The sequence below is a fragment of the Sulfitobacter sp. genome, from assembly GCF_036961165.1.
Classification (GTDB): Bacteria; Pseudomonadota; Alphaproteobacteria; order Rhodobacterales; family Rhodobacteraceae; genus Sulfitobacter.
On sequence record NZ_JBALVJ010000013.1, the window covers coordinates 1 to 22420 of the forward strand.

At 57.2% G+C, this 22420-nt stretch carries 18 protein-coding genes and 1 pseudogene; 8 read left to right on the forward strand and 11 right to left on the reverse strand.

All coding sequences use genetic code 11. From position 1 onward, the window contains the following. Window positions 1-54: 54 nt before the first annotated feature. The 4 genes from V7730_RS08235 to V7730_RS08250 all read right to left on the reverse strand — a co-directional run bounded on the left by V7730_RS08235 (window position 55) and on the right by V7730_RS08250 (window position 4206). Entirely contained in the window at window positions 55-1248 is a 1194-nt protein-coding gene (locus tag V7730_RS08235) for an MFS transporter (RefSeq protein WP_443070199.1), read from the reverse strand. Between the two features lie 127 nt (window positions 1249-1375). After that, window positions 1376-1807, reverse strand: a complete 432-nt coding sequence (locus tag V7730_RS08240) for an adenylyltransferase/cytidyltransferase family protein (protein WP_335747122.1) — start codon at window positions 1805-1807, stop codon at window positions 1376-1378. A 258-nt stretch (window positions 1808-2065) separates the two neighbouring features. Further along, window positions 2066-2704, reverse strand: coding sequence for a DsbA family oxidoreductase (locus tag V7730_RS08245; protein WP_335747123.1), 639 nt, complete (start codon window positions 2702-2704; stop codon window positions 2066-2068). Continuing rightward, entirely contained in the window at window positions 2701-4206 is a 1506-nt protein-coding gene (locus V7730_RS08250; protein WP_335747124.1) for a class I adenylate-forming enzyme family protein, read from the reverse strand. Before V7730_RS08250 ends, V7730_RS08245 begins: the two co-directional genes overlap by 4 nt. 65 nt (window positions 4207-4271) lie before the next feature. Here V7730_RS08250 and V7730_RS08255 point away from each other — a divergent pair, with 65 nt between their 5' ends. Further along, window positions 4272-4895 carry a helix-turn-helix domain-containing protein gene (locus tag V7730_RS08255; RefSeq protein ID WP_335747125.1) on the forward strand — a complete coding sequence of 208 codons (624 nt, stop codon included), beginning with the start codon at window positions 4272-4274 and terminating at the stop codon, window positions 4893-4895. Window positions 4896-4914: 19 nt separating this feature from the next. Here V7730_RS08255 and V7730_RS08260 read toward each other — a convergent pair whose 3' ends face one another. Then, complete coding sequence (locus V7730_RS08260) at window positions 4915-6735, reverse strand: extracellular solute-binding protein (RefSeq protein WP_443070197.1); 1821 nt, start codon at window positions 6733-6735, stop codon at window positions 4915-4917. Window positions 6736-7062: 327 nt separating this feature from the next. Here V7730_RS08260 and V7730_RS08265 point away from each other — a divergent pair, with 327 nt between their 5' ends. Both V7730_RS08265 and V7730_RS08270 read left to right on the forward strand, forming a co-directional pair. Then, window positions 7063-7848 carry a 3-hydroxybutyrate dehydrogenase gene (locus tag V7730_RS08265; RefSeq protein ID WP_335747126.1) on the forward strand — a complete coding sequence of 262 codons (786 nt, stop codon included), beginning with the start codon at window positions 7063-7065 and terminating at the stop codon, window positions 7846-7848. Window positions 7849-7905: 57 nt separating this feature from the next. Then, window positions 7906-8941: pseudogene (locus V7730_RS08270) on the forward strand (patatin-like phospholipase family protein). Between the two features lie 24 nt (window positions 8942-8965). Here V7730_RS08270 and V7730_RS08275 read toward each other — a convergent pair. The 4 genes from V7730_RS08275 to V7730_RS08290 all read right to left on the reverse strand — a co-directional run bounded on the left by V7730_RS08275 (window position 8966) and on the right by V7730_RS08290 (window position 12457). Next, window positions 8966-9706: a DUF502 domain-containing protein gene (locus V7730_RS08275; RefSeq protein WP_335747127.1), complete on the reverse strand. Its 741-nt coding sequence runs from the start codon at window positions 9704-9706 to the stop codon at window positions 8966-8968. 88 nt (window positions 9707-9794) lie between these two features. Next, entirely contained in the window at window positions 9795-10706 is a 912-nt protein-coding gene (locus V7730_RS08280) for a pseudouridine-5'-phosphate glycosidase (protein WP_335747128.1), read from the reverse strand. Further along, complete coding sequence (locus V7730_RS08285) at window positions 10703-11587, reverse strand: PfkB family carbohydrate kinase (protein ID WP_335747129.1); 885 nt, start codon at window positions 11585-11587, stop codon at window positions 10703-10705. Before V7730_RS08285 ends, V7730_RS08280 begins: the two co-directional genes overlap by 4 nt. Before the next feature lie 48 nt (window positions 11588-11635). Further along, window positions 11636-12457 (reverse strand): DUF4198 domain-containing protein, encoded by an 822-nt coding sequence (locus tag V7730_RS08290; protein ID WP_335747130.1) that lies wholly within the window; start codon window positions 12455-12457, stop codon window positions 11636-11638. Here V7730_RS08290 and V7730_RS08295 point away from each other — a divergent pair. Further along, complete coding sequence (locus V7730_RS08295; RefSeq protein ID WP_335747131.1) at window positions 12456-13625, forward strand: HupE/UreJ family protein; 1170 nt, start codon at window positions 12456-12458, stop codon at window positions 13623-13625. The genes V7730_RS08290 and V7730_RS08295 overlap by 2 nt on opposite strands. A 19-nt stretch (window positions 13626-13644) precedes the next feature. Here the strand turns inward: V7730_RS08295 and V7730_RS08300 are convergent, their stop codons facing one another. After that, a complete protein-coding gene (locus V7730_RS08300; RefSeq protein ID WP_335747132.1) occupies window positions 13645-14268 on the reverse strand; it encodes a thiamine phosphate synthase in 624 nt (207 codons plus the stop codon). 117 nt (window positions 14269-14385) lie between these two features. Between V7730_RS08300 and V7730_RS08305 the strand changes: the two genes are divergently transcribed. Genes V7730_RS08305 through V7730_RS08315 form a run of 3 tightly spaced genes read left to right on the forward strand, consistent with a single transcriptional unit; the run spans window position 14386 to window position 17810 of the window. Then, entirely contained in the window at window positions 14386-15132 is a 747-nt protein-coding gene (locus tag V7730_RS08305) for an RNA methyltransferase (protein WP_335747133.1), read from the forward strand. Window positions 15133-15186: 54 nt separating this feature from the next. Then, window positions 15187-16338: a heme A synthase gene (gene ctaA, locus V7730_RS08310; RefSeq protein ID WP_335747134.1), complete on the forward strand. Its 1152-nt coding sequence runs from the start codon at window positions 15187-15189 to the stop codon at window positions 16336-16338. After that, window positions 16335-17810 carry a carboxypeptidase M32 gene (locus V7730_RS08315; RefSeq protein ID WP_335747135.1) on the forward strand — a complete coding sequence of 492 codons (1476 nt, stop codon included), beginning with the start codon at window positions 16335-16337 and terminating at the stop codon, window positions 17808-17810. The genes ctaA and V7730_RS08315 overlap by 4 nt, the downstream gene beginning before the upstream one ends. A gap of 499 nt (window positions 17811-18309) precedes the next feature. On the opposite strand, the gene gyrA is transcribed toward V7730_RS08315, so the two are convergent. Further along, a complete protein-coding gene (gyrA, locus tag V7730_RS08320) occupies window positions 18310-21069 on the reverse strand; it encodes a DNA gyrase subunit A (protein ID WP_335747136.1) in 2760 nt (919 codons plus the stop codon). A gap of 276 nt (window positions 21070-21345) precedes the next feature. Here gyrA and V7730_RS08325 point away from each other — a divergent pair, with 276 nt between their 5' ends. Continuing rightward, window positions 21346-22410: a DUF2855 family protein gene (locus V7730_RS08325; protein WP_335747137.1), complete on the forward strand. Its 1065-nt coding sequence runs from the start codon at window positions 21346-21348 to the stop codon at window positions 22408-22410. Window positions 22411-22420 lie beyond the last annotated feature (10 nt).

Consider the following 22420-nt stretch of genomic DNA (forward strand, 5'->3'; position numbering starts at 1 on the left):
CACGCCAAACGCACTGCTGCGCGGCCACGAAAATGCTTAAAAATCGAGGTGCCCTTAAGCGATTGCTTCCCTACGGGCGACGTGGCGCATCGCCAACATGCAGCCGACGCTGACAACAGCAAGCACAAATACCGAAAGCGTCAGCAACCGGACATCGCCATTGAACATCGTCCCGATCGGGCTGGCGATCATGACAGCCCCCACCGTTGAGATTGCCCCAATAACAGAAGCCGCCATGCCTGCAATATGGCCCATCGGCTCCATCGCGAGCGCGTTGAGGTTGCCGATAGTAAGCCCAGCCTGAAAGAAAATGGCGGTTTGCCAAAACAGGAAGAAGTAAAACCCATACGCGCCGTGGCCAAGATCAAACAACGTAAAGCAACCCGATAGAATTACCTGCGCGCTTAGCGCCAGGATCACAAGGCGCTGCATCCCGAAACGGACCACCACCAAAGCATTCAGCAAGCTTGCGCTGCCTGCGATGATGGCAATCATAAAGAACCAGTAGGGGAATTCATCGCTGCGGCTGTACACCAGATCATAGATTGGCTGCACCAGCATGAGCGTCAGAAACAGCATCGCCGACACAAACATCTGGACAAGGATCGATAGCCGGACAACCGGATGGCCCGTCATCTCGGCGACAGCGGCAAACATCAGATTCAGTCGCATCGGGCGGCGGTTTTCGACGGGCAACGTCTCTGGCAGGCGGATCATTAACCACAGCGAATAGATCAAAGCAAAGCAGATGTAGGCGATGAAAATGCCGCGCCAACCGCTCCAGCCGATGATGAAAGAGCCCAAAAGCGGTGCCACCGCAGGGACCAATACAAAGATCATCATAACAACAGACATGATTTGCGCCATCTGGCGGCCTGCATAGCGGTCACGCGCAATTGCATTCGCCACGATGCGCGGCCCCGCCGCCCCCAAACCCTGAAGCATCCGGCCTGCCAACACGATCTCTAGCGACTGACCTGCCCAAGCGATTCCGGCACCCACGATGAATACCAGACTTGATACGAGAACGACCCGCTTACGGCCGAATGCATCCGAAATCGGACCGGTAAAGAACGTCCCAATGCCCATCCCGAGCAAAAACATGCTCAGAATAAGGGGGGCACGATGGGGCGCGTCGGGGGCCAGATCTTGTGCAATCTGCGGCAAGGCAGGCAGCATTGCATCAATGGAAAAGGCAACAGAGGCCATCATCATAGCAAGCAGAGCCACAAACTCTGCGCGGCTCATTGGGAAGGGCGTAGTTGAAGACGGCAAGGAGGCTCCGATGCACGCAGGATATTGGCCAAATCTACAGTTGATTTGTTAACCTACGGTTGCGAGGCTGGCAATGCCAAACAATTTTTTGTGTTCAGGATCAACGGCCTGCGATAGATCTTAGCTGATTGTGCTGCACAGCACGGAAGGGTTTTCGTGTTCCGATAATCTCTGCGCGAGGAACGTAGACCAGCTGCGTGATGTCTTCGAACTGGTCAAACTGGCCGATCCAGTCTTCGCCCATTGCGAAAACAGAGACATTATAATTGATGATATCTGTGTATTTTTGGTCCCAGTCCTGCTCGGAAATGACGCGGCTGACAAAGCGACAGCTTTCCAGCATTAGGCGGCGCTGCGCATAAGAGGTAACAGCGGGTACGCTCATCTTCTCATTGTAGGCGTCAGTTGAGCAGCCGACGATCAGTTCCGTGCCCATCATAGATAACCGTTGGAGCAAGCGGGCATGGCCCTGATGAAACAGATCAAACGATCCATAGGTGAGGACAATACGTGACGTGATGGGAGTTAACATTTGGCTGCCTTTCTCAATACACCGAAACCCGCGCAACCGCGCTATATGAGCCGTGTAACGACAAAGCTGCCGTCTTCTGTATAGATAGGGGATCGCCCGATGGGGACTTTTGCCTGTTCACTGCCTGCACACCTGCTCAAAGGTATTCTTATTTTAGTTGAGGCTTTTTGCCACTTGGGATCAAATCTAGGCCACAGCCGAACCGCCGCCTAGTGTTTTATTACCCTTGCCAGAGATTGCTGCGCATTTGCAACAGGATTACTTGCCTGTGACCTCGGCGATCACCTTCGCCCAAAGCTCCGGTGGTTGTGCGCCGGGGACAGCGTGCTGTCCGGCGATGATAAACGTCGGGACTGAAGAGATGCCCATTTGGCGGCTATGTGCATCACGTGCACGGATGTCCTCCAGATCGGCATCGCTTTCCAGCAGGCGACCAACAACAGAGGCGTCCATTTCGATACTGTCGGCAATATCGGTCAGCACTTCGACATCGCCAATATCGCGCGCATCCACAAAGTACGCTTTGAAAAGCGCAGAGACCGCCGCCGTCTGGCGCCCTTCAATTCCGGCCCAATGGATCAGGCGGTGGGCATTGATCGTATTCGGCGTGCGCTGCATACCTTCAAAATTGATATTCAGTCCTGCTTGTTTCGCATGCTCCACCACTGGCGCATAGGCTTTTACAGCGCCTTCCTTGCCGTCGAACTTGCCTTCCAGATAGGCGCGGCGGTCCATTCCCTCGGCAGGCATGTCGGGGTTCAGTTGGAATGGGTGCCATTCAATCTCAAACGGATGATCCGGATGCGCGGCCAGCGCGCGGTCCAGATGCGCCTTACCTATGTAACACCAAGGGCAGATGGGGTCGGACATGATGTCGAGTTTGACTGTTTCGGTCATAATGGGGCCTCGAATTGCTGGCGCAGAGCACGGCGCAGGAGCTTGCCATTGGCGCCCATGGGCAGTGCTGGCAAATGGATATAGAGGCGCGGTTGCTTATAACGCGCCAGATTTGCCTCGGCATAGCGGCGCAAAGCCTCTTCGTCTAGAGGCACCGCTGCGGTGTAGAAGGCGGCAATCACGCTCACGTCCTGCTTAACAGATACTTCTGCCGCGCCGACAGAGGTGATCCCGTCAAAGCGCGCAAGGCAGGATTCCACTTCAACTGGGGACACACGGAAGCCTCCAGCGTTCATCATATCGTCGTTGCGGCCCAGATAGGTGATCTGGTGACCGGCGTCCATGCTGCCCTGATCGCCGGTCAGGAACCATTCACCCTGCATTTTTGCCGCCGTCTCGTCCGGTGCATTCAGATAGCCAAGCATCAGGCCAGGATCGCTGCGGTGGACGGCGATGGTGCCTTCGTGGCTCAGAGGTACAGGGCCGTCTTCGCCCAACAAAGCGATGCGCCGGCCTTGTTGTGGGCGGCCCAGAACCGCAGGCGCGGCCGGATGGCTTGGGCTGGCAGAGATAAAGGTCGAGCATTCGGACATGCCGTAAGCCTCAAAGACCGTGGTGCCAGTTGCCGCTTCCCAGCGCGCGTGCACCGCTGGGGGCAGTTTTTCCCCCGCACTCAGCCCGTGGCGAAGATCCGGCATTGCAGGCAGGTCGGGCTGATTGAGGAGTTGCCGATAAACACCCGGTGCTGCGGCGAATATCGTTGCGCGATGGCCAGCAATAAGATCCGGAAGGTCGGTCGCGGGCGTTCCTGCTGCGGGTATCAGCGCGGTTGCACCCATCGTCCAAGGGTCCATTAGGCCGGTGCCAAGCGTGTAGGTCCAGTTGAACGCACCTGCATGCAGCACGCGATCCTCTTGGTGCAGGCCGTACCAGCCGTCAAACATCATCTGACGCGCCCAGATAGCGCGGTGCGCATGCACCACAGCACGCGGGCTGCCGGCGGTGCCAGAGGTATAGATGATATAGCCCGCACGCTCGGGGTCGGCCATGTGGAAGTCTGCGGGCGGCAGTGACCGCATGGCGCGCAGGTCATCCAGCGCCACTATGCGCAGATCGGGTGGGCAGGCCACATCGGGATCGTGCAGGATCACTACCGGATTAACGGTCGCAATCATCGGGGCAACTTCGCGTTCCGTCAGCGCGGATGCCGTTGGAACGGGTACAAGCCCTGCTGCCAACGCGCCAAGATAGGCCAGAGGGAAGTCCACCGTATTGCCCAGCCGCATCAGGACGCGGTTGCCGGGCACTGCGCCTGTCCGCAGCAGTCCGGTAGCGGTGCCCAGCACCGCAGCCTTCAGCGCATGATACGTCCAATCTTCGGCCGCTAGAACGGACAGGGCAATTTTCTCAGGCATCTCATCGGCACGACCCAGCACATGCGCGGCCATGTTGAAGGGGGTCGGACAGGGTGGCGGCGGGCCTTGATCATAAACGGATATCATAGATCTTCGCTACCGCGTGCGGGGGTGCGTTGCAAGGTTCTCGGGGACGCTCTATAGAGTGGAACATGAGCGAAGACGCAGCAAAATCCATGATCCAGATCGCCCGTGAAGACGGGGCTGCCCATACGGTGCCGCCCGTCGATCTTGGCGCGCGCGTGCGCGAGTTGCGCAAAGCGCGTGGCTGGACATTAGAGCAGGCGGCGACACAGGCGGGGTTAGCCCGTTCGACCCTGTCTAAAATCGAAAACGCGCAGATGTCGCCGACTTATGATGCGCTTAAAAAGCTTGCCGTCGGGTTGGAAATTTCCGTGCCGCAACTGTTCACGCCGCCGGCGGCAGAGCAGATAAACGGGCGCATGGCGGTCACCAAATCAGGTGAAGGCACAGCGCAAGCCACCGCCACGTATGAGCATGAGTTGCTTGCAGACACGCTGCGCAAAAAGAACATGCTGCCTTACCGCGCCCGCATCCGCGCGCGGCAGATGGAAGAGTTCGACGGCTGGGTGCGCCATGACGGCGAGGAATTCCTGTTTGTCCTAACAGGCGTGATCAAGCTGTTCACCGAATTCTACGAGCCGATTGAAATGCGCCGCGGTGACAGCGCCTATTATGACGCCGCGATGGGCCATAACGTGATCTCGGTCTCGGACGAAGATGCGACCATTCTTTGGGTCACATCACTCGTTTAACGATCCCGCTATGGCAGGATCAGTTGCTCTCGTCCCACCACCATACTGATGGCATCCATTCCGCCCCGTCGCCGTAGATCGGCAAGGTCTGAGGGTATTTCATTTCGCGCATATGGGCGATCCGGCCTTCGGTGTAAGACCAAAAAGGAATAACGTAGCGACCAGCCGTCAGAACACGGTCCAGCGCGCGGGTTGCGGCCACAAAATCCGCACTGTCACGCGCGCCAAGCATCTCGTCGATCATGGCATCAATTGCATGATTGCGCGCGCCCATCATATTGCGTGAACCAAGCTGGTCCGCGGCGTCAGAACCCCAGTAGAACTTCTGCTCATTTCCGGGGCTCAGCGACAGGGCACGGCGGAAAGTAGTGATATCAAAGTCGAAATCACCGGTACGGGAAAAATACTGGGCATCATCGACAGTCTCGATGTCGGCAGCAATGCCCAACCGCTCAAGCGCGCGCAGGTAAAGCTCGGCAATTGCGATGTCTTCGGTACTGCCTTTTGCAATCAAGATGGTGAACGATACCGCCGTTCCATCGCCACGCACCAGCGCGCCGTCCTTGACCATATATCCGGCTGATTCGAACTGCTCCATCGCGCCGCGAATGCCTGCGCGATTGCGTGCCGATCCGTCAGAGACGGGTAGGGCGTAACCTTCGAGCGTGCCATTGGGCAGGGTATCTTGGTAGGGCAGCAAAAGCTCGGCCACGCGGCCCTGCGCCGGACCCTCTATGAGCCCCAGAACAGAGTTGGAGAAATAGGACGTGATCCGCGGCTGCGCATTTCCAGTAAGCGTGTCGTTGATGTATTCGAAATTGAACGCCTTGATCAGGGCATCGCGTACACGCCAGTCATCAAATGGCGCGCGGCGGGTGTTCATGACAAAGCCTGTCATGCCCGATGGCTTGCTGTGCGGGATTTCCGATTTAATGATATCGCCGCGCGTGATGGCAGGAAAGTCGTACTGAGTCTGCCAACTTTCGGCGTTGAACTCGCGCACGGCAGAAATCTCGCCGACCTTGAACCCTTCGAACAATACCTTTGAGTCACCGTAAAAGTCTAGTTTGACACTGTCGAAGTTGTTGGTGCCTTTGCGGTAGGGAATATCCGCGCCCCAGTAATCAGGGTTTCGCGTCAGTTCGACATAGCGGCCAGTCTCATAACCGGTGATGGTATAAGGGCCAGAGCCAACAGGGATGTCCTGCACCGGTGCGTCGGCAAAGTCGCGACCCTCCCATTGGGCCTTGGAAAGAATAGGCCGCATTCCGGCAAGCAAGGCAAGTTCACGGTTGGCAGCGTTAAAGGTGATGCGGACACTGCGCGGGCCTGTCTGCTCAACGCTCTCGATCTGCTGGTACAGGCTGATGTAGCGCGGATGCCCTTCGGTCCCCAATAGCTCAAAGCTGAAGATCACATCATCAACCGTCAGCGGACTGCCATCAGAGAAAGTAGTGCCTTCGCGAAGTTTGAATTCGACCCAGGTCCGCTCTTCATCTGTCTCTACCGATTCGGCGAGAAGGCCGTAAAGTGTGAAAGGTTCGTCCCAAGAACGGCCCATCAGGGTTTCATGGGTAAAGAATGGTAACTGCCATGGAGAGGTTCCTTTGCGCACAAACGGATTGAGGCTGTCAAAACCGCCCGTATTGCCCAAAGTAATGGCGCCGCCCTTGGGCGCATCCGCATTAACGTATGGCAAACTTGTGAAATCCGCCGACAAGGCCGGAACGCCGTACATAGCAATGGCATGAGCCGGTTCTGCATGTACATCGATTCCCCAAAGAATCAGTGAAGAGGTGGCCACAAAGCCCCGTAGCCCCATGAAAATATCTAAAGCCATTTTTAAACAATCCTGCGCTGCCCTTTTTTTTATTACCTAAACCTCTAACGGGGTCTGTCAGCAGGCGCAAACTTTTAGCTTGGCGTTTAGGCCGTAATTCTTTATAAAGACATTACTGCTCGATAGGTTTCTTGCCTGTATGAAACCTGCCTCAATAACTTGACGCCCGCCTTGCGCGGGCGTTTTTTTTGACCAAGGGCCTTTAAGGTGAGCGAATGAGCGGCGTTTTCCCCGTCATCTATGGAACCACAGCACGTCATCGTGCATTTTCATTCCAGTAGCCCCGCGCCATACGTGGGGGCATCATTTATTCACAGGAGACATCTCATGGCCCTTACCTACGATCTGTCCGGCAAGACTGCCGTTATCACAGGCTCCAATTCCGGTATCGGGCTGGGGATTGCACAGCAGCTTGCGCAGGCGGGGGCAAATGTTGTTCTCAACTCCTTCACTGATCGCGATGAAGATCACGCGTTGGCCGAAGAAATCGCGAAAGCTACCGGTGTGACCGCGCGCTATATAAAAGCGGATATGTCCAAAGGTGATGAATGCCGCAAGCTGATCGAGGACGCAGGCGTTTGCGACATCCTGATCAACAACGCAGGCATCCAGCACGTCGCAGCGATCCCCGACTTCCCTGCTGATAAGTGGGACGCGATCATCGCGATCAACCTCAGTTCGGCGTTTCACACCACTGCGATGGCTTTATCGATGATGCGCAAGGCTGGCTGGGGCAGGGTGATCAACATCTCCTCAGCACATGGTTTGACGGCGTCTCCCTACAAATCCGCCTATATCGCGGCAAAGCACGGGATTGTTGGCCTGACAAAAACAACTGCACTTGAGACCGCCGAAGAGCCGATCACCGCAAATGCGATCTGTCCGGGATACGTGCTGACGCCGCTGATCGAAAGCCAGATCCCCGACACGATGAAGGAATATGACATGAGTCGCGAGGACGTGATCCAGAACGTCATGCTCAAACGCCAGCCCAGCAAGAAATTTGCAACGGTTGAGCAGATGGGTGGCACCGCGGCCTTTCTATGCTCAGCCGCCGCAGACCAGATCACTGGCACCACCATAAGCGTCGACGGTGGCTGGACAGCGCTTTAATAGCGCGATCCCCAAACCACGACTGAACAAAACAGACTGATCCGAAAGCGCATTCACATGGCACAGACCAAAAAGATTAACCTTGCCCTGCAAGGGTGAGGTGAGCATGGAGCGTTCACATGGGGCGTACTGGACCGGTTGCTGGAAGAGGACGGGCTGTAGGTCGAAGGGATCTCCGGCGCCTTTGCCGGCGCGTTGAACGGCGCGGCACTCAAGGCGGGAATGATCTTAGGCGGCCGCGACGGCGCGCGCGAGAACCTGGAATGGCTTTGGATGCAGGTCGCAGGGGTCACTGATCTACGGATTGGTGCGTGGATGGCACCCTTCGGGTTGCAGGTTCTCAGCCAGCAGATCGAGAACAGGTTTCATTACGCTGTCGGCGACGCTGTATCACGGGTGTTTTCCCCCTATAGCTACGGGCCGTTTTACAAAAAACCCGTTGGCCGACATTGTCGAGAAATTCGACTATAACCGAGTGTGCAATAAGCAAGGGCCGGTGTTCTACGTTGGCGCAACCCGTGTGCGAAATGGCAAAATCAGAATTTTTGAAGGCGACGAGATCGGACCGGATGCATTGATGGCCTCCGCCTACCTGCCAACGGTGTTTCAGGCCGTGGAAATCTATGACAAAACTACAGGTCGGCAGGAGGCGTTTTGGGATGGCGGCTTTACCGGAAATCCGGCGCTGTTTCCACTGTTCAACCACGCGCTGCCCGATGACATCGTCATCATCAACATCAACCCGCTGGAAAGAGACGATATCCCCACGACACCTCAGGAAATCCAGAACCGCGTGAACGAGATCAGCTTTAACTCAAGCCTGCTGCGAGAGCTGCGCGCCATCGAGTTTGTGCAGTGCCTGATCGAAGAAGGCACCATGTCCTCGGACAGGATGAGCCGTGTGCGGATTCACATGATTGCTGACGATGCGCTGATGTCCCAGCTGTCAGCCGCGACAAAAGTCGTGCCGAACCCCAAAGTGATCGCAGAACTCAAAGCCGCGGGTGGAATCGCGGCTGAGACTTTCTTGCGCGATGGCATCGACCATGTCGGGAACCGAAGCGGAGTCGATCTGTCAGAAATGTTCAGCTAACGGGCGTTTGGCCGCAGGGAGATTTCAGCTTCGGTCGGGAAGCTCGGCGATCGGCGGTTCGCCATTCTCCAGAGCCTTCCCGTTCGGATAGACAAGGCCTGCCGAAATCACCAGCTTTGCGGCATCTTCCACTGTCATATCCAAAATGATGACATCCCGCTTGGGCACAATCAGGAGAAATCCCGAGGTGGGGTTTGGCGTGGTCGGCAGAAAGATCGACATCATCCCGCCACTGGAATCAGTCTTGCTTGCGATTTCGCCCTTAGCGTCGGTCGATATGAAACCAATCGCCCAGATGCCTTTACGCGGGTATTCGATGAGACAGGCCGTCTCAAAGCTGCTTTCGGACTGGGCAAAGATCGTTTCGGAAATCTGTTTGATACCGGAATAGATCGACCGAACCACGGGCGTCCGTTCAACCAGGCTTTCGGCAAAGCGGATAAATGACCGGCCGATGATGCCCTTGGCGATCCAACCCACCACAACAGTGAACAGCAGGAAAATTACAACGCCGATGCCGCGCACGTTGATCTGGACTGTGGGGTCTAGGCCGAGCAAATCCTGGATCAGCCGGTCAGGGTGGTAATTGACCGGCACAAGCGGCAGCACAAACCCGTCAATCCAGCCAACCACGCTCCAAATCAGCCAAATCGTGAGGCCCACAGGGGCGATCACAACCAAACCGGTCAGGAAATTTCCACGAAAACGGCCCAATAGGCCGCGTTTTGGTGGCGCAATGGGATCTGGATCAAAAGGCGTGTTCATCGGTCAGGTAGGGTCCGCAATCTATATGGCATCATGGTACAAGTATGTGTTTGGTAGGACAGTCACAATGGGCCAAGGAAACGGAATTTTATGCCAGCTTGCGCAATTCGCGGGCAATTTGCGCCGCAAGCTGTGCATTGTTACGCACCAACGCGATATTGGCCTCCAAAGAACGACCCTTTGTCAGCTCGAATATCCGCTGAAGCAGATAGGGCGTGACAGCTTTCCCAGTGATGCCTGCGCGGGTGGCGTCTGCCTGGGCGGTGGCGATGATCGGGGCCATTTCCTCAGCCGGGATTTCTGCGGCGACGGGGATCGGGTTTGCCACCAGTTGTCCGCCCGGCAAGCCCAATCGCGCGCGCATCATGTGGCCGGCCGCAATCGCGGCGGCATCGTCCATGCGCAACGGCGCTTTCAGTTTTGATCCGCGTGACCAAAATGCGGGAAAAGCATCCTGCCCGTAGGCAATCACTGGCACACCTTGGGTTTCCAGCACTTCGAGCGTCTTATCAACGTCGAGGATCGCTTTCGCGCCAGCAGCAACCACCGTCACGGCGGTTTGCGCCAGTTCCATCAGATCGGCAGAGATGTCAAAGCTGTCCTCGGCGCCCTTGTGCACACCGCCAATGCCCCCCGTGGCAAAGACCGCAATACCGGCAAGCCGCGCGGCGATCATCGTGGCTGCCACTGTCGTGGCACCTGTCCCACCCGTCGCCATGCAGGCAGCCATATCGGCACGGCTGAGTTTCGCCACTCCTTTGGTCTGGGCAAGCGCGGTCAACTGGTCGTCTTCAAGGCCTACATGCAGCGTGCCGTTGATGACTGCCATTGTCGCTGGCACAGCGCCAGCCGCGCGAATATCTACCTCGACCTGACGCGCAACTTCGACGTTTTGCGGATAGGGCATGCCGTGGGTGATAATTGTGCTTTCGAGAGCAACAATGGCGGCACCGTCGGTGCGGGCTTTGGCGACTTCGGCGCTATAAACAAGGGGGATCATATTTTGGTCTCTCCGGAAACATAGAGGGCTGCGGCGGACAGGGCGGCGTCAAGGGCATCATCTGCACCAAACCCGCCCAATTCGGCGGCCACATGGGCGGCCATGAACGTATCTCCGGCACCGGTGATCCGTGTCACCGCAACCGGAGGAGGTGTTTGAGTGGTGATTACCTGCGCATCCGCCACGGTGGTCGGCTTACCACCGTCTGTCACAACTGCACGCGCCGCACCCCGTGCCAGCAACGCGGCTGCGGCGGCTTGCGAATTTGTGAACTCGGTCTGGCACAAAAGCCCCGCTTCTTCGAGATTGACGTAAAGCGTGCCGCGCCCCGTCTGCAAGAAGGGCGCAAGCCGGAGCGCCTTGCCGGGGGAGGCTGGCGCCACGCGCAAATCGGTTTGGGCTAACAAAGGACTGCGCGCAATCTGGGAAAGCAGATCTACTGTCAGGTTCCCGTCCAGCACCACCGCTCCGGTAAAAGGCTGGGGCAGGGCGCTGTCACGTAGGGGCAGCAAGATTTTGTCTCCGGCCGCCTCAAGCGAGTGGGCATCGGCAATGGCAGCGATCAGACCATTCGTGGCCTCGACGGCCATGTATTGATCCGTTGGAAGGTCATCAGAGCGGTAGATTAAATGGGTTAGCAACCCGCGCGCCTCACACGCGGCGATCAACGCCTCGCCTTGCGTGTCGCGCCCTACTGCGCTGAGCAAAGCCGGGTTAAGACCGAAGCGCCGCAAAGCCATCGCGATGTTCAAAGCCACACCGCCCGGCAGCCGTGTAATGCGCCCTGGCATATCCGAGCCGTGCCGCATCGGAGTGTCACAGCGCCCGATAACGTCCCACAGGACCGAGCCAATGCACAAAATATCAGGTGTATCAGTCATATCCGTGCTTTTGACCGGATGTGCATGGTCGCGCAAGCAGTTATCAGATCAACGAACCGGAACGGCAAAGGTCATCGAAGCCCAAAGGGTCTCCCATACGGGGCCTGCCTCAACCGTGGTTGCGCCTTCGACGGGCCGCAGCACCACTGCATCGAGCATATATTTCATGCCATTCTTAACGGGTATCGTCGCCTGACCCTGCATGTCCGTTCGTGTGATGGTAACCGTCACATTATCCTCGGCGTCCCGCTCATAAACTTCGATCTGTGCATCCGCACGCGGGGCGTCATTGTAGAATAGAGAGACATCAAGCGTTCCGTAGAAGTCCTGTGCATACGGGTTCTCCAGAGCGACAAATTCAGTCACCAGACCCAGCTTTTTGTCTGCCCCCGCGCCATCACCTACGGCGACCAGCGATTTCGAATGGCGGGTGTAGACCTCTTTAAAACCTTCTTTGGCCCAGCCGCGCGCCTCATGGGTGGCTTCAGCGTCTTTGAAATCTTTATGTTCAACAAATGTCATAAACTTTGGCCACTCCTTGTAGGTAAGGGTGGAGGGGGCTGCCTCATGCGCTAGGATCATCAGTCCGTCTCGCTCAGGCGCGGGCAACTGGATTGCGGGCCGGTCGCCCATCCTGCCTGTAATGGGGGCTGTGCCATCGCCCATGATCACCTCAAACCGCGTGTTCCGATCTTCGAAAAAGGACTGTCGCGTGCCCTCGAACAACTGGCCGTTGCGCAGGTCCGCTACAAAGGGCTGGTCGTTTTGCACTTGAAACTTAGGAGGTTCGATCCAAAACTCATGTGCAAAGGCCAGAGGTGCACACATGAGCACCGACGCGCCGAACGTAAACAGATGGGTGAGTTTCATGAGACGTTTTTCCTTGTTGCTGCTGTGTAAGCTGACGCTGATACTGCCGTTGTCAAGCACACTGGCGCGGGCGCACGAAGTTGTGCCCACAATCGCCGATCTGACCATTGCAGAAGGCAATGCAGAGCTGAGCCTGCGGATCAATCTTGAGGCGTTTCTAGCAGGCGTTGATCTGGACACCGTCGAGGACACCAATGAAGCGCCGCAGGCGGCAGATTATGACGCTTTGCGCGCCTTGTCCGAAGACGCATTAGCCGCCCGCGCGGTTGATCTGCTGGATGGCTGGAACGCCTTGCCAGTGCTGAGCATTGACGGCACGCCAATGATTCTTGAAAGCCTGAGCATCGTTGTTCCAGAGGGGGTTGATCCCGAATTGCCGCGGATTGCCGAATGGCTGCTGGCCGCTGATGCGCCAGAGGGCAGTTCGTTGACCGTGGCGTGGCCTGATGGTGGCGGCGATCTTGTCGTGCGCCAGCAGGGGGTGAAAGAGCCGTTCACCGGACTTGTTAGCGGTGGGGTGAGCAGCCCTGCGATTGCTCTCGCCGGTGGCAATGCCCAAAGTGGTTGGCAGGCCTTTGCAAGCTATATACCCGTTGGCTTCGATCACATCCTGCCGCTAGGGCTGGATCACATCCTTTTTGTGCTGGGCCTGTTTTTCCTGTCTGTCCACTTGCGCCCCCTGATCTGGCAGGTTTCGGCCTTCACGTTGGCGCATACGTTGACCTTGGCGTTGGGCGCGCTGGGGTTGGTGACTGTGCCTGCTTCAATCGTAGAGCCGCTCATCGCGGCCTCTATCGTTTATGTCGCAATCGAGAATATCTTCTTCCACAAGCTCAATACTTGGCGACCGATCATCGTGTTCGGATTCGGGCTGCTGCACGGTTTGGGCTTTGCCTCGGTGCTGGGCGAATTTGGCCTACCGGAGGATCAGTTCATTCCGGCGCTTCTAGGTTTCAACGTAGGCGTTGAGGTGGGTCAGATTACCGTAATCGCTATGGCATTTGTGCTGATCTGGATGGCCGTGTTCGGCGCACGCCGCGCGCGTCTGGAAGGGGTCGAAGATATGGTAGCGGAATATCCAGTGATGTTCCGCGCGGTATCCATCACCGGATCGGTGCTGATTGCGATCATAGCTGCCTATTGGGTGGTTGAGCGGACGCTTTTCTAGGCGCCGCTCAGGTCCGCTGTCAGGAGATGGCGGACCAAAGTGCTGCGAGTGCTGCAACAGGATCTTCCGAGCCCCAGATTTCGTCGCCAATGCCGAAGAAATCGGTCATAGGCGCCAGCCTGGCGATCATCGCCTGATCCAGCTGGCCTTCGGCCACACAAGGAACTTCGATGACTTCGGACCACCACTGGAACATTTCTGCTTCTGCGATCTCACCATCGTATAGCGCTGTCGCCTGTACCGGACCAAAAGCGACATAATCAGCGCCGGCTTCGCCCGCGCTCATGCCGTCGTGGCGTGAGCCTGCGCAAAAGCTGCCGATAATCGCATCAGGACCCAGCACTTTACGGGCATGACGCACAGAACGCGCAGCATCGGACAAGTGCACACCGTCCAGGCCCAAACGCTCTGCCAGCAGGGTATGGTCTGCAATCACCAGGGCGACCTCACGCGCATCTGTCACCGTCCGCAGAGTATCCGCGGCGCGCGAAAGCTTGTCTTCATCCTTGGTAGACAGGGCAAGACGCACACACGCGGTTTCATGGGCGTCCAGCACCAGCGCAAGCGTGTCAGCAAAACTGACAAGCTCCAGCTCTGGCGGTGTGATGAGGTAGAGTTGCGGTTGTTCGGGTGCTTTTGACATGGGATCGTTCCTTTGGTGCGTGAGGTGGTGATTAGCCCAATCCGGCGCCGGATGGAAACTGTAATCCATTATGACAGCTTATATTGGCAAGGGCAGGCGTGCGGGGTAATAGGGCGCATGACAGTAGAACACCCCTCCGCCCCCAGCTTTGTCCTTGTGCGCCCGCAAATGGGTGAGAACATCGGCGCTGCCGCCCGTGCCATGTTGAATTTCGGTCTGGATCATATGCGCATCGTCGCTCCGCGCGATGGTTGGCCCAATTCGGCGGCTGTTGCTATGGCCTCTGGGGCAGGGCGCGTGCTTGATGCCGCTTTGCTTTCTCCAGATCTGCCCACAGCATTGGCTGATTGCAGCTTTGTCTTTGCGACAACGGCGCGGGAGCGTGATCTGACCAAGCCTGTCTACACACCAGAGGCCGCGATGCAGCTGGCCGCGCAGAAAATCGCGGCAGGCGAACGGGTTGCGGTGCTTTTCGGACCAGAGCGGGCAGGGCTGGAGAATGACGATATTAGCCGAGCGAACGCGATTATCTCGGTCCCGGTAAATCCTGAGTTCGCCTCGCTCAATCTGGCGCAGTGTGTGCTGTTGACCGGCTACGAATGGATGCGCCAACAAAGCGATGCAGCGCCTGTCACCTACGAAATGGCCGGCACAGACTGGGCACAGCACTCAGAGATCGAGCATCTGGCGAAGCACTATGAGGACCGGATGGAAGAGGCTGGCTTTTTCTTTCCCGAACACAAAGCCACGTCGATGAAAACCAACCTGCGCAACATGTGGAGCCGCCTGCCGCTGACTCGCGCCGATGTGCAAATGTTGCACGGCACCTTGCGGCAGATGGTCCGATGGAAGGAACGCGGCTAGACGCTGCTGCGCCAAAGCATTACGTCTCAGAATAACGAGAAGACGGAGGATACGATGGCCACAAACCGTAAGCTTTTTGAAGAAGTCGGGGCAGATACGGCAAAGCCGGTCGCTGCTACCGGTGTGATTGATGCAGGGCGCGGGGGCGCACGCGCTGCGATCCGCAAGTGGTTGTTTTTGCTCTTTGGTCTGGTGTTCCTGATGATCCTTGTTGGCGGGGCAACGCGCCTGACTGACAGTGGGCTCAGCATCACCGAATGGCGTCCGCTTACTGGTGCAATGCCGCCACTGAACGAGGCCGACTGGACATCCGAATTCGCCAAATATCAGGAAATTGATGAGTTCCGCCTACAAAACAGCTGGATGACGCTGGTTGATTTCAAAGTCATATATTGGTGGGAATGGGGCCACAGACAGCTTGGCCGTGTAATCGGCCTTGTCTGGGCCATCGGGTTTTTCTGGTTCCTGCTGCGACGTCAGATCCCAACGGGCTGGACACCGCGCCTGCTGCTTTTGGGAGGCTTGGGCGGTCTTCAGGGCGCGATTGGCTGGTGGATGGTGTCCTCCGGTGTGACTTCCGGCACCGCCACGACAGATGTGCACAGCGCGCGTCTGGCCACACACCTTGGGCTGGCTTTTGTCATCATGGGGTTTATCACATGGTATGCCCTAGGCCTTGGCCGGACAGAGCGTGACCTGATGCAGGCCCGCCGCGCCAAAGAAGGCAAGCTTTACGGCCTCAGCACAGGCTTGCTGCATTTTGCCTTCCTTCAGATCATCATCGGCGCGTTAGTTGCTGGGATTGACGCCGGCCGCACCTACACCGACTGGCCGTTGATGGCGGGGCAGTTCTTCCCGCCGCAGTCGTTTGTGTTGGAGCCTTTCTGGAAAAACTTCATCGAAAACCCAGGTCTGGTGCAGTTCATCCACCGCATGACGGGGTATGCGTTGTTTGCCTTTGCTATTGTTGTTTGGCTGCGCGGACGCCGCTCTGCCCACCCCAACACGCGCTTCGCGTTCAACGCAGCCTTTGCGGCGATCAGCTTGCAGGTGGTGCTGGGCATCGCAACCGTGCTGTATGAGGCGATCCTGCCTGTCGCCCTGATGCACCAAGGACTTGCCGTTCTGTGCTGGGTGCTGATCCTGCGCGCGCGGCACCTGTCGCTTTATCCAATCGCTACATCGCTCAGAGGAGCCAAAGCATGACCGCCTACGATGACCTAATGGAATTCACCCGTGGTACCCAAGCTTTGGGGGAAGTTTCAGGGCGCCTTGGCTGGGATCAAGAGACGATGATGCCACGCGGGGCAGCGTCGCAACGCGCAGAAGAAATGGCAGCAATGGAAAGTGTCCTGCACGCCCGCCGCATTGATCCGCGTGTTGCGGACTGGTTGGGCGCTATTGACGACAGTACGATTGATCCGGTGGCACAGGCCCAGATGCGCCACATCCGCCGCAGTTTCGAGCGGACCAACAAGGTGCCGGCGGCTTTGGCCACGCGTTTGGCAAAGCTGACGTCAGCCGCGCAAGGCATCTGGGCCGAGGCCCGTGCGGACAATGATTTCAAAGCCTTCGCGCCTACGCTTTCTGAAGTCATCATGCTCAAGCGCGAAGAGGGGCAGGCACTGGCCGCTGGCGGCAATGTATATGACGCGATGCTTGAGGATTACGAGCCGGGCACCACCGGTGCCGACCTTGAAGCGATGTTCGGCGCCATGCGTCCTGTGCTTTCCGATCTACGCGCCGCTGTCCGCGATGCCCAAGGACCAGCCCCACTGAGCGGCACATTTGACGAAGGTGCGCAGATGAAACTGACGCGGGTGCTGGCCAAGGCGTTTGGCTATGACATGGCCCGCGGGCGTGTCGACAAGGCCGTGCATCCGTTCTCTTCCGGTTCGGGATCGGACGTGCGCATCACCACCCGCACGAACCCTGCCGATCCGTTCAACTGCTTCTACTCAACCATCCATGAAGTCGGCCATGCCGCCTATGAGCAAAACATTGACCAATCCTATCTGCTGACCCCGCTGGGCAGTGGCGTGAGCATGGGCGTGCATGAAAGCCAAAGCCGCATCTACGAAAACCAGATCGGCCGCAGCCGCGCGTTTACAGGCTGGCTTTTTGGCCAAATGAAAGACGCCTTCGGGGATTTCGGCATCAAAGACGAAGAGACCTTCTATGCCACGGTCAACCGCGTGGGTGACGGCTATATCCGCACCGAAGCGGACGAACTGCAATATAACCTGCACGTTCTGCTGCGCTTTGATCTGGAACGCGCGTTGATGTCGGGTGATCTACAGGTCAGCGATCTGGAGGCCGCGTGGAATGACCGTTTCGAGGCGGACTTTGGCTATGCCGTGGACAAGCCTTCGAACGGCGTGTTGCAGGACGTGCATTGGTCTGTGGGCTTGCTTGGCTATTTCCCGACCTACAGCTTGGGAAATGTCTATGCCGGCTGCCTGAACGAAGCGATGCGCAAAGCCGTGCCGAACCTTGATGCCGACCTTGCCAAAGGCGACACTTCAGCCGCGACCACTTGGCTGGGTACAAACGTGCAAACCCACGGAGGCCTCTATGAGCCACGCGAGGTCATAGAGCGCGCCGCAGGGCAGGCGCCCAGCGAGGCACCTTTGCTGGGGTACCTGAAGGAAAAGTTCAGTGGGATTTATGGACTCTGAACGTTAGAGCTGCAGTGAGCTGCCTCAATTTAAGGCAGCTCATCGAAATTGACCAACGATATTCAGCGACTGCGTGGAAGGTTGAAATTGAAAAAAATCGCCCCATTATTCATTGGGTTGGTCGGGTTGAACTGTGTCTATCTGATGTTTGAGCTCCAAGAATGCGATAGACTCGTTGCTATTCATGGTGAAAAGTTCTTCTGCTGGCCCGTCTCGTACGTAACTCTTCCAGCCATTTTCCTGATAGCTTTAGGTTGCTTTTTTTATGCTCAGTTAGCAACGAAGCGGCCATAGTTCTTTTATAGCCCGACAGTATATGGATGTATGGCTTGTCCCTCAAAGCCAACATGAGTCTCGGCTTTTTACACAAAAATGAAGAGACCGTCGCGAAACAACTGTAAACGATTGGGACAGTGTTTCGCATCTCCACTTGCACTCCTAAACGAAAAAAGGCCGCTTCAAGTTGAAGCGGCCTTTTTTCATTGTTCAGGTCAGAAGTTTATTCAACTTCTGGTGTCGCCTCGCCGTCAACGTCCTCATCGCCCTGATCCGCAATCCACGCGACGGAAACGACTTCCTCGTTCTTGCCCGTCGTGAACACCTTCACACCACCCGCAGAGCGGGAGCGGAAAGAGATGCCTTCGACAGGCACGCGAATCGATTGGCCTTTGGACGTCGCAAGCATGATCTGGTCATCCATCTCAACCGGGAAGGAGGCCACGATCTCACCCAGAGCCAAGCCTTTGGTCCAAGCGGTCACACCCATGCCGCCGCGTCCGCGCAGCGGATAATCGTGGCTTGAGCTTAGCTTGCCCGCACCGCCTGCGGTGATGGTCAGGATCAGGTTCTCTGAGGCGGACATCTCGGCGTAACGCTCTTGTGCCAGTGGCATGTTTGCGTTGCCTTCTTCCTCGTCTGTCGTCTCTGCATCATCTGCAATACCGGCCATGGCCCGGCGCATTTTGAGATAGGCGGCCCGTTCGTCGCTGCCTGCATCAAAGTGGCGGATGATCGACATCGATACGACCTTGTCATCGCCCAACAGCTTGATCCCGCGCACACCGACAGAGTTGCGGCTGTTGAAGACCCGCACGTCCGTGGCACGGAAGCGGATCGCGCGACCCGAGTTAGTCACCAGCATCACATCGTGATCATGGCTCGCGATGCGGGCATTGATGAGCGTGGTGCCTGCATGCTCGTCCTCGAACTTCATCGCGATCTTGCCGTTACGCATAACGTTGGTGAAATCTGACAGCTTGTTGCGGCGAACGGTACCTGCGGACGTCGCGAAGACGACTTGGAGGTCGTCCCATTCCTTCTCATCGCGATCTACGGGCATGATGGCCGCGATGGAAACGCCTGTCGGGATCGGCAGGATGTTCACAATTGCTTTACCTTTGGACGTGCGGCCACCTTGCGGCAGGCGCCACGTCTTGAGCTTGTAGACCATGCCATCGGTCGTGAAGAACAGCAGTTGTGTGTGGGTATTGGCCACGAAGAGAGTTGTGACCACGTCCTCTTCTTTCGTCGCCATGCCGGATACACCTTTGCCGCCACGACGCTGGCTGCGGAAATCGGCCAGCGGTGTGCGTTTGATGTAGCCGCCGGAAGTGACGGTCACGACCATGTCTTCACGTTCAATCAGGTCTTCGTCGTCCATGTCGCCGGACCAGTCGACAATCTGTGTACGGCGCGGCACGGCGAAAAGCTCTTTCACCTCGGCCAGTTCATCGCGAATGATCGCCATGATCCGGTCGCGGCTGCCCAGGATATCAAGGTACTCCTTGATTTTGGAGGCAAGTTCTTCCAACTCATCGGTGACTTCTGTCACGCCGATCTGTGTCAAACGCTGCAAGCGCAGCTCAAGGATGGCGCGAGCCTGAGTTTCTGACAGGTTATACGTGCCATCGTCGTTGGCTGTGTGGGTCGGATCGTCAATCAGCGCGATATATTCAAGGATGCTTGCCGCAGGCCAACGACGCGTCATCAGCTTTTCACGTGCTTCGGCGGCATCTGCAGAGGCGCGGATCGTCGCGACGATTTCGTCAATGTTGGTCACAGCCACGGCCAAACCACACAGGATGTGGCTCCGCTCACGCGCTTTGCGCAGCAGATAGGCGGTACGCCGCGCCACAACTTCTTCGCGGAAGTCTATGAAGCATGTGAGGAAGCGGCGAAGGGTCAGTGTTTCAGGGCGGCCACCGTTCAGCGCCAGCATGTTACACCCGAAATAAGTCTGCATTGGCGTGAACCGGAACAACTGGTTCATCACCACTTCGGCTGTTGCGTCGCGCTTCAGCTCGACCACGACCCGCACACCGTTGCGGTCGGATTCGTCCTGAACGTGGGCGATGCCCTCAATCTTCTTGTCGCGGGCCGCTTCTGCGATCCGCTCGATCATCGTGGCTTTGTTTACCTGATAGGGTATCTCGTCGATGACGATGGCCCAGCGATCCTTACGGATCTCTTCGATACGGGTCTTGGAGCGTACGATGACCGAGCCGCGCCCCTCAAGATAGGCTTTACGCGCACCGGAGCGGCCCAACATGAGACCACCGGTAGGGAAGTCAGGACCGGGCACATACTCAATCAATTGCTCGGACGTCAGGTCCGGTTCTTCGATCAGCGCAAGACAGGCATCAATCACTTCACCCAGGTTATGCGGCGGAATATTCGTCGCCATGCCAACCGCAATACCGCCGGCACCGTTGACAAGCATGTTCGGGAAACGCGCGGGAAGGACCGTCGGCTCGCGGTCCTTGCCATCGTAGTTGTCTTGAAAATCAACAGTATCTTTATCGATATCGGACAGCAGATAGGCTGCAGGCTTGTCCATGCGCACTTCGGTATAGCGCATGGCCGCAGCGTTATCGCCGTCCATGGAGCCAAAGTTGCCTTGCCCGTCCAGCAACGGCAGCGACATCGAGAAATCCTGCGCCATCCGCACAAGTGCGTCATAGATCGCGCTGTCGCCGTGCGGGTGGTATTTACCCATCACATCGCCCACAGCACGGGCCGATTTACGGTAGGACTTGTCATGCGTGTTACCAGCCTCATGCATCGCATAAAGAATTCGGCGGTGAACAGGTTTCAGACCGTCCCGAAGATCAGGAATGGCGCGACTGACGATGACCGACATGGCATAATCGAGATAGCTAGTGCGCATCTCATGCTCGATCGTCACCGAAGGCCCATCATACACGGGCCGCTCGGGGCGGTTTTCGTCTTCGTTTTCAGGGGTTTCCGGCGTATCGGTCAAAGTCTGTCCCAGCTTGGCTGATGTGTTCTATATATTGCGTTTCAGTATAACGCGAAGCCCATATAAGGTGCAATCCCATTGCGCCCAAAGCTTTGGCGCATCAACAGAGGGCCTCTCAAGTAACTGATTTATATGCAAACTTAACACGGCTCCGACAGGCCGTTCAAGGACGGTAATCCTATCGTCTATCGCCATGTTCGCGACCTCTGACGTCACGTTAAACGCCCAGCCGCCAAAACGCTGGCTAAGGTGACTGAAAACTGGGGAGGAATATCTATGCAACGCCTGTTAACCGATCATAAAACCATCACCAAAACCCGTCTTGAGGATATCCCAAGCGCGCCGCTCGGGGAGGGTCAGGCGCGGCTAAAGCTCGACAGTTTTGCGCTGACATCGAACAACGTGACTTATGCGGCATCAGGCTTTGCGATTGGGTATTGGAATTTCTTCCCCACAGGGATCGAAGGGCAGGGGCTGGTTCCGGTTTGGGGGACGGCAGAAGTTGTGGAAAGTGACAGCGCCGAACTGGTCGTCGGCACGCGGCTTTACGGCTTTTATCCCCTCGCTGAAGAGCTGGTAATTCGGCCGCAACCAGACGGCCACGGCGGCTTTGTTGACGCCGCATCCCACCGTGCGGAGCTTCCCGCTGTCTACAACCGCTACACGCCCGTGCGCAGCGGCAATCCGGCAGATGACCATATGCGCGCGCTGCTACAGCCGTTGTTGGCCACGTCCTACTTGCTGTTCGACTGGCTGATGGACAATGCCTGCTTTGGCGCAGAGCAGATCATTATCGGCAGTGCCTCTTCCAAAACCGGTCTGGGGCTTTGTAAATATCTGGCCGAACCAGCGGAGCGTACTTACAAGGTCATCGGACTAACATCAGAAGGCAACCGCAGCTTTGTCGAGGGGCTTGGCGCCTGCGATCAGGTCCTGACCTATGACGAGATTGCCCAGCTTCCCACTGTGGCAAGCGTTTATGTCGATATGTCAGGGAATGCGCAGGTAAAAGCACTGGTGCACAGCACCCTTGGCGCGCATCTGAAACACTCTTCTGCTGTCGGGATCAGCCATTGGGACCAGTCCCAACCGAAAATCAAAGTGGAAGGAGTCAAACCGCAGTTCTTCTTTGCCCCCGCCCAGATCGCGAAACGGCGTGAGGAATGGGGCCCCGGCATGATGGAAAAACAGATCACCGCTGCGTGGAAACGCCTTGCAGAGGACGCGTCAAGCTGGCTGGACGTTAAGGTCCACACTGGCATCGGCAGCGCCGCAGGCGTCTATGGCGCGCTCGCGGAGGGCACAGCGAACCCACGTGACGGGCACATCATCACGCTATAGTGCGGCATGC

Bases quoted from the DNA above. Each gene is read 5' to 3' on its own strand.
- V7730_RS08235 (WP_443070199.1), bottom strand. From the start codon at position 1,248: ATGAGCCGCGCAGAGTTTGTGGCTCTGCTTGCTATGATGATGGCCTCT.
- V7730_RS08240 (WP_335747122.1), bottom strand. From the start codon at position 1,807: ATGTTAACTCCCATCACGTCACGTATTGTCCTCACCTATGGATCGTTT.
- V7730_RS08245 (WP_335747123.1), bottom strand. From the start codon at position 2,704: ATGACCGAAACAGTCAAACTCGACATCATGTCCGACCCCATCTGCCCT.
- V7730_RS08250 (WP_335747124.1), bottom strand. From the start codon at position 4,206: ATGATATCCGTTTATGATCAAGGCCCGCCGCCACCCTGTCCGACCCCC.
- V7730_RS08255 (WP_335747125.1), top strand. From the start codon at position 4,272: ATGAGCGAAGACGCAGCAAAATCCATGATCCAGATCGCCCGTGAAGAC.
- V7730_RS08260 (WP_443070197.1), bottom strand. From the start codon at position 6,735: ATGGCTTTAGATATTTTCATGGGGCTACGGGGCTTTGTGGCCACCTCT.
- V7730_RS08265 (WP_335747126.1), top strand. From the start codon at position 7,063: ATGGCCCTTACCTACGATCTGTCCGGCAAGACTGCCGTTATCACAGGC.
- V7730_RS08275 (WP_335747127.1), bottom strand. From the start codon at position 9,706: ATGAACACGCCTTTTGATCCAGATCCCATTGCGCCACCAAAACGCGGC.
- V7730_RS08280 (WP_335747128.1), bottom strand. From the start codon at position 10,706: ATGATCCCCCTTGTTTATAGCGCCGAAGTCGCCAAAGCCCGCACCGAC.
- V7730_RS08285 (WP_335747129.1), bottom strand. From the start codon at position 11,587: ATGACTGATACACCTGATATTTTGTGCATTGGCTCGGTCCTGTGGGAC.
- V7730_RS08295 (WP_335747131.1), top strand. From the start codon at position 12,456: ATGAGACGTTTTTCCTTGTTGCTGCTGTGTAAGCTGACGCTGATACTG.
- V7730_RS08290 (WP_335747130.1), bottom strand. From the start codon at position 12,457: ATGAAACTCACCCATCTGTTTACGTTCGGCGCGTCGGTGCTCATGTGT.
- V7730_RS08300 (WP_335747132.1), bottom strand. From the start codon at position 14,268: ATGTCAAAAGCACCCGAACAACCGCAACTCTACCTCATCACACCGCCA.
- V7730_RS08305 (WP_335747133.1), top strand. From the start codon at position 14,386: ATGACAGTAGAACACCCCTCCGCCCCCAGCTTTGTCCTTGTGCGCCCG.
- ctaA (WP_335747134.1), top strand. From the start codon at position 15,187: ATGGCCACAAACCGTAAGCTTTTTGAAGAAGTCGGGGCAGATACGGCA.
- V7730_RS08315 (WP_335747135.1), top strand. From the start codon at position 16,335: ATGACCGCCTACGATGACCTAATGGAATTCACCCGTGGTACCCAAGCT.
- V7730_RS08325 (WP_335747137.1), top strand. From the start codon at position 21,346: ATGCAACGCCTGTTAACCGATCATAAAACCATCACCAAAACCCGTCTT.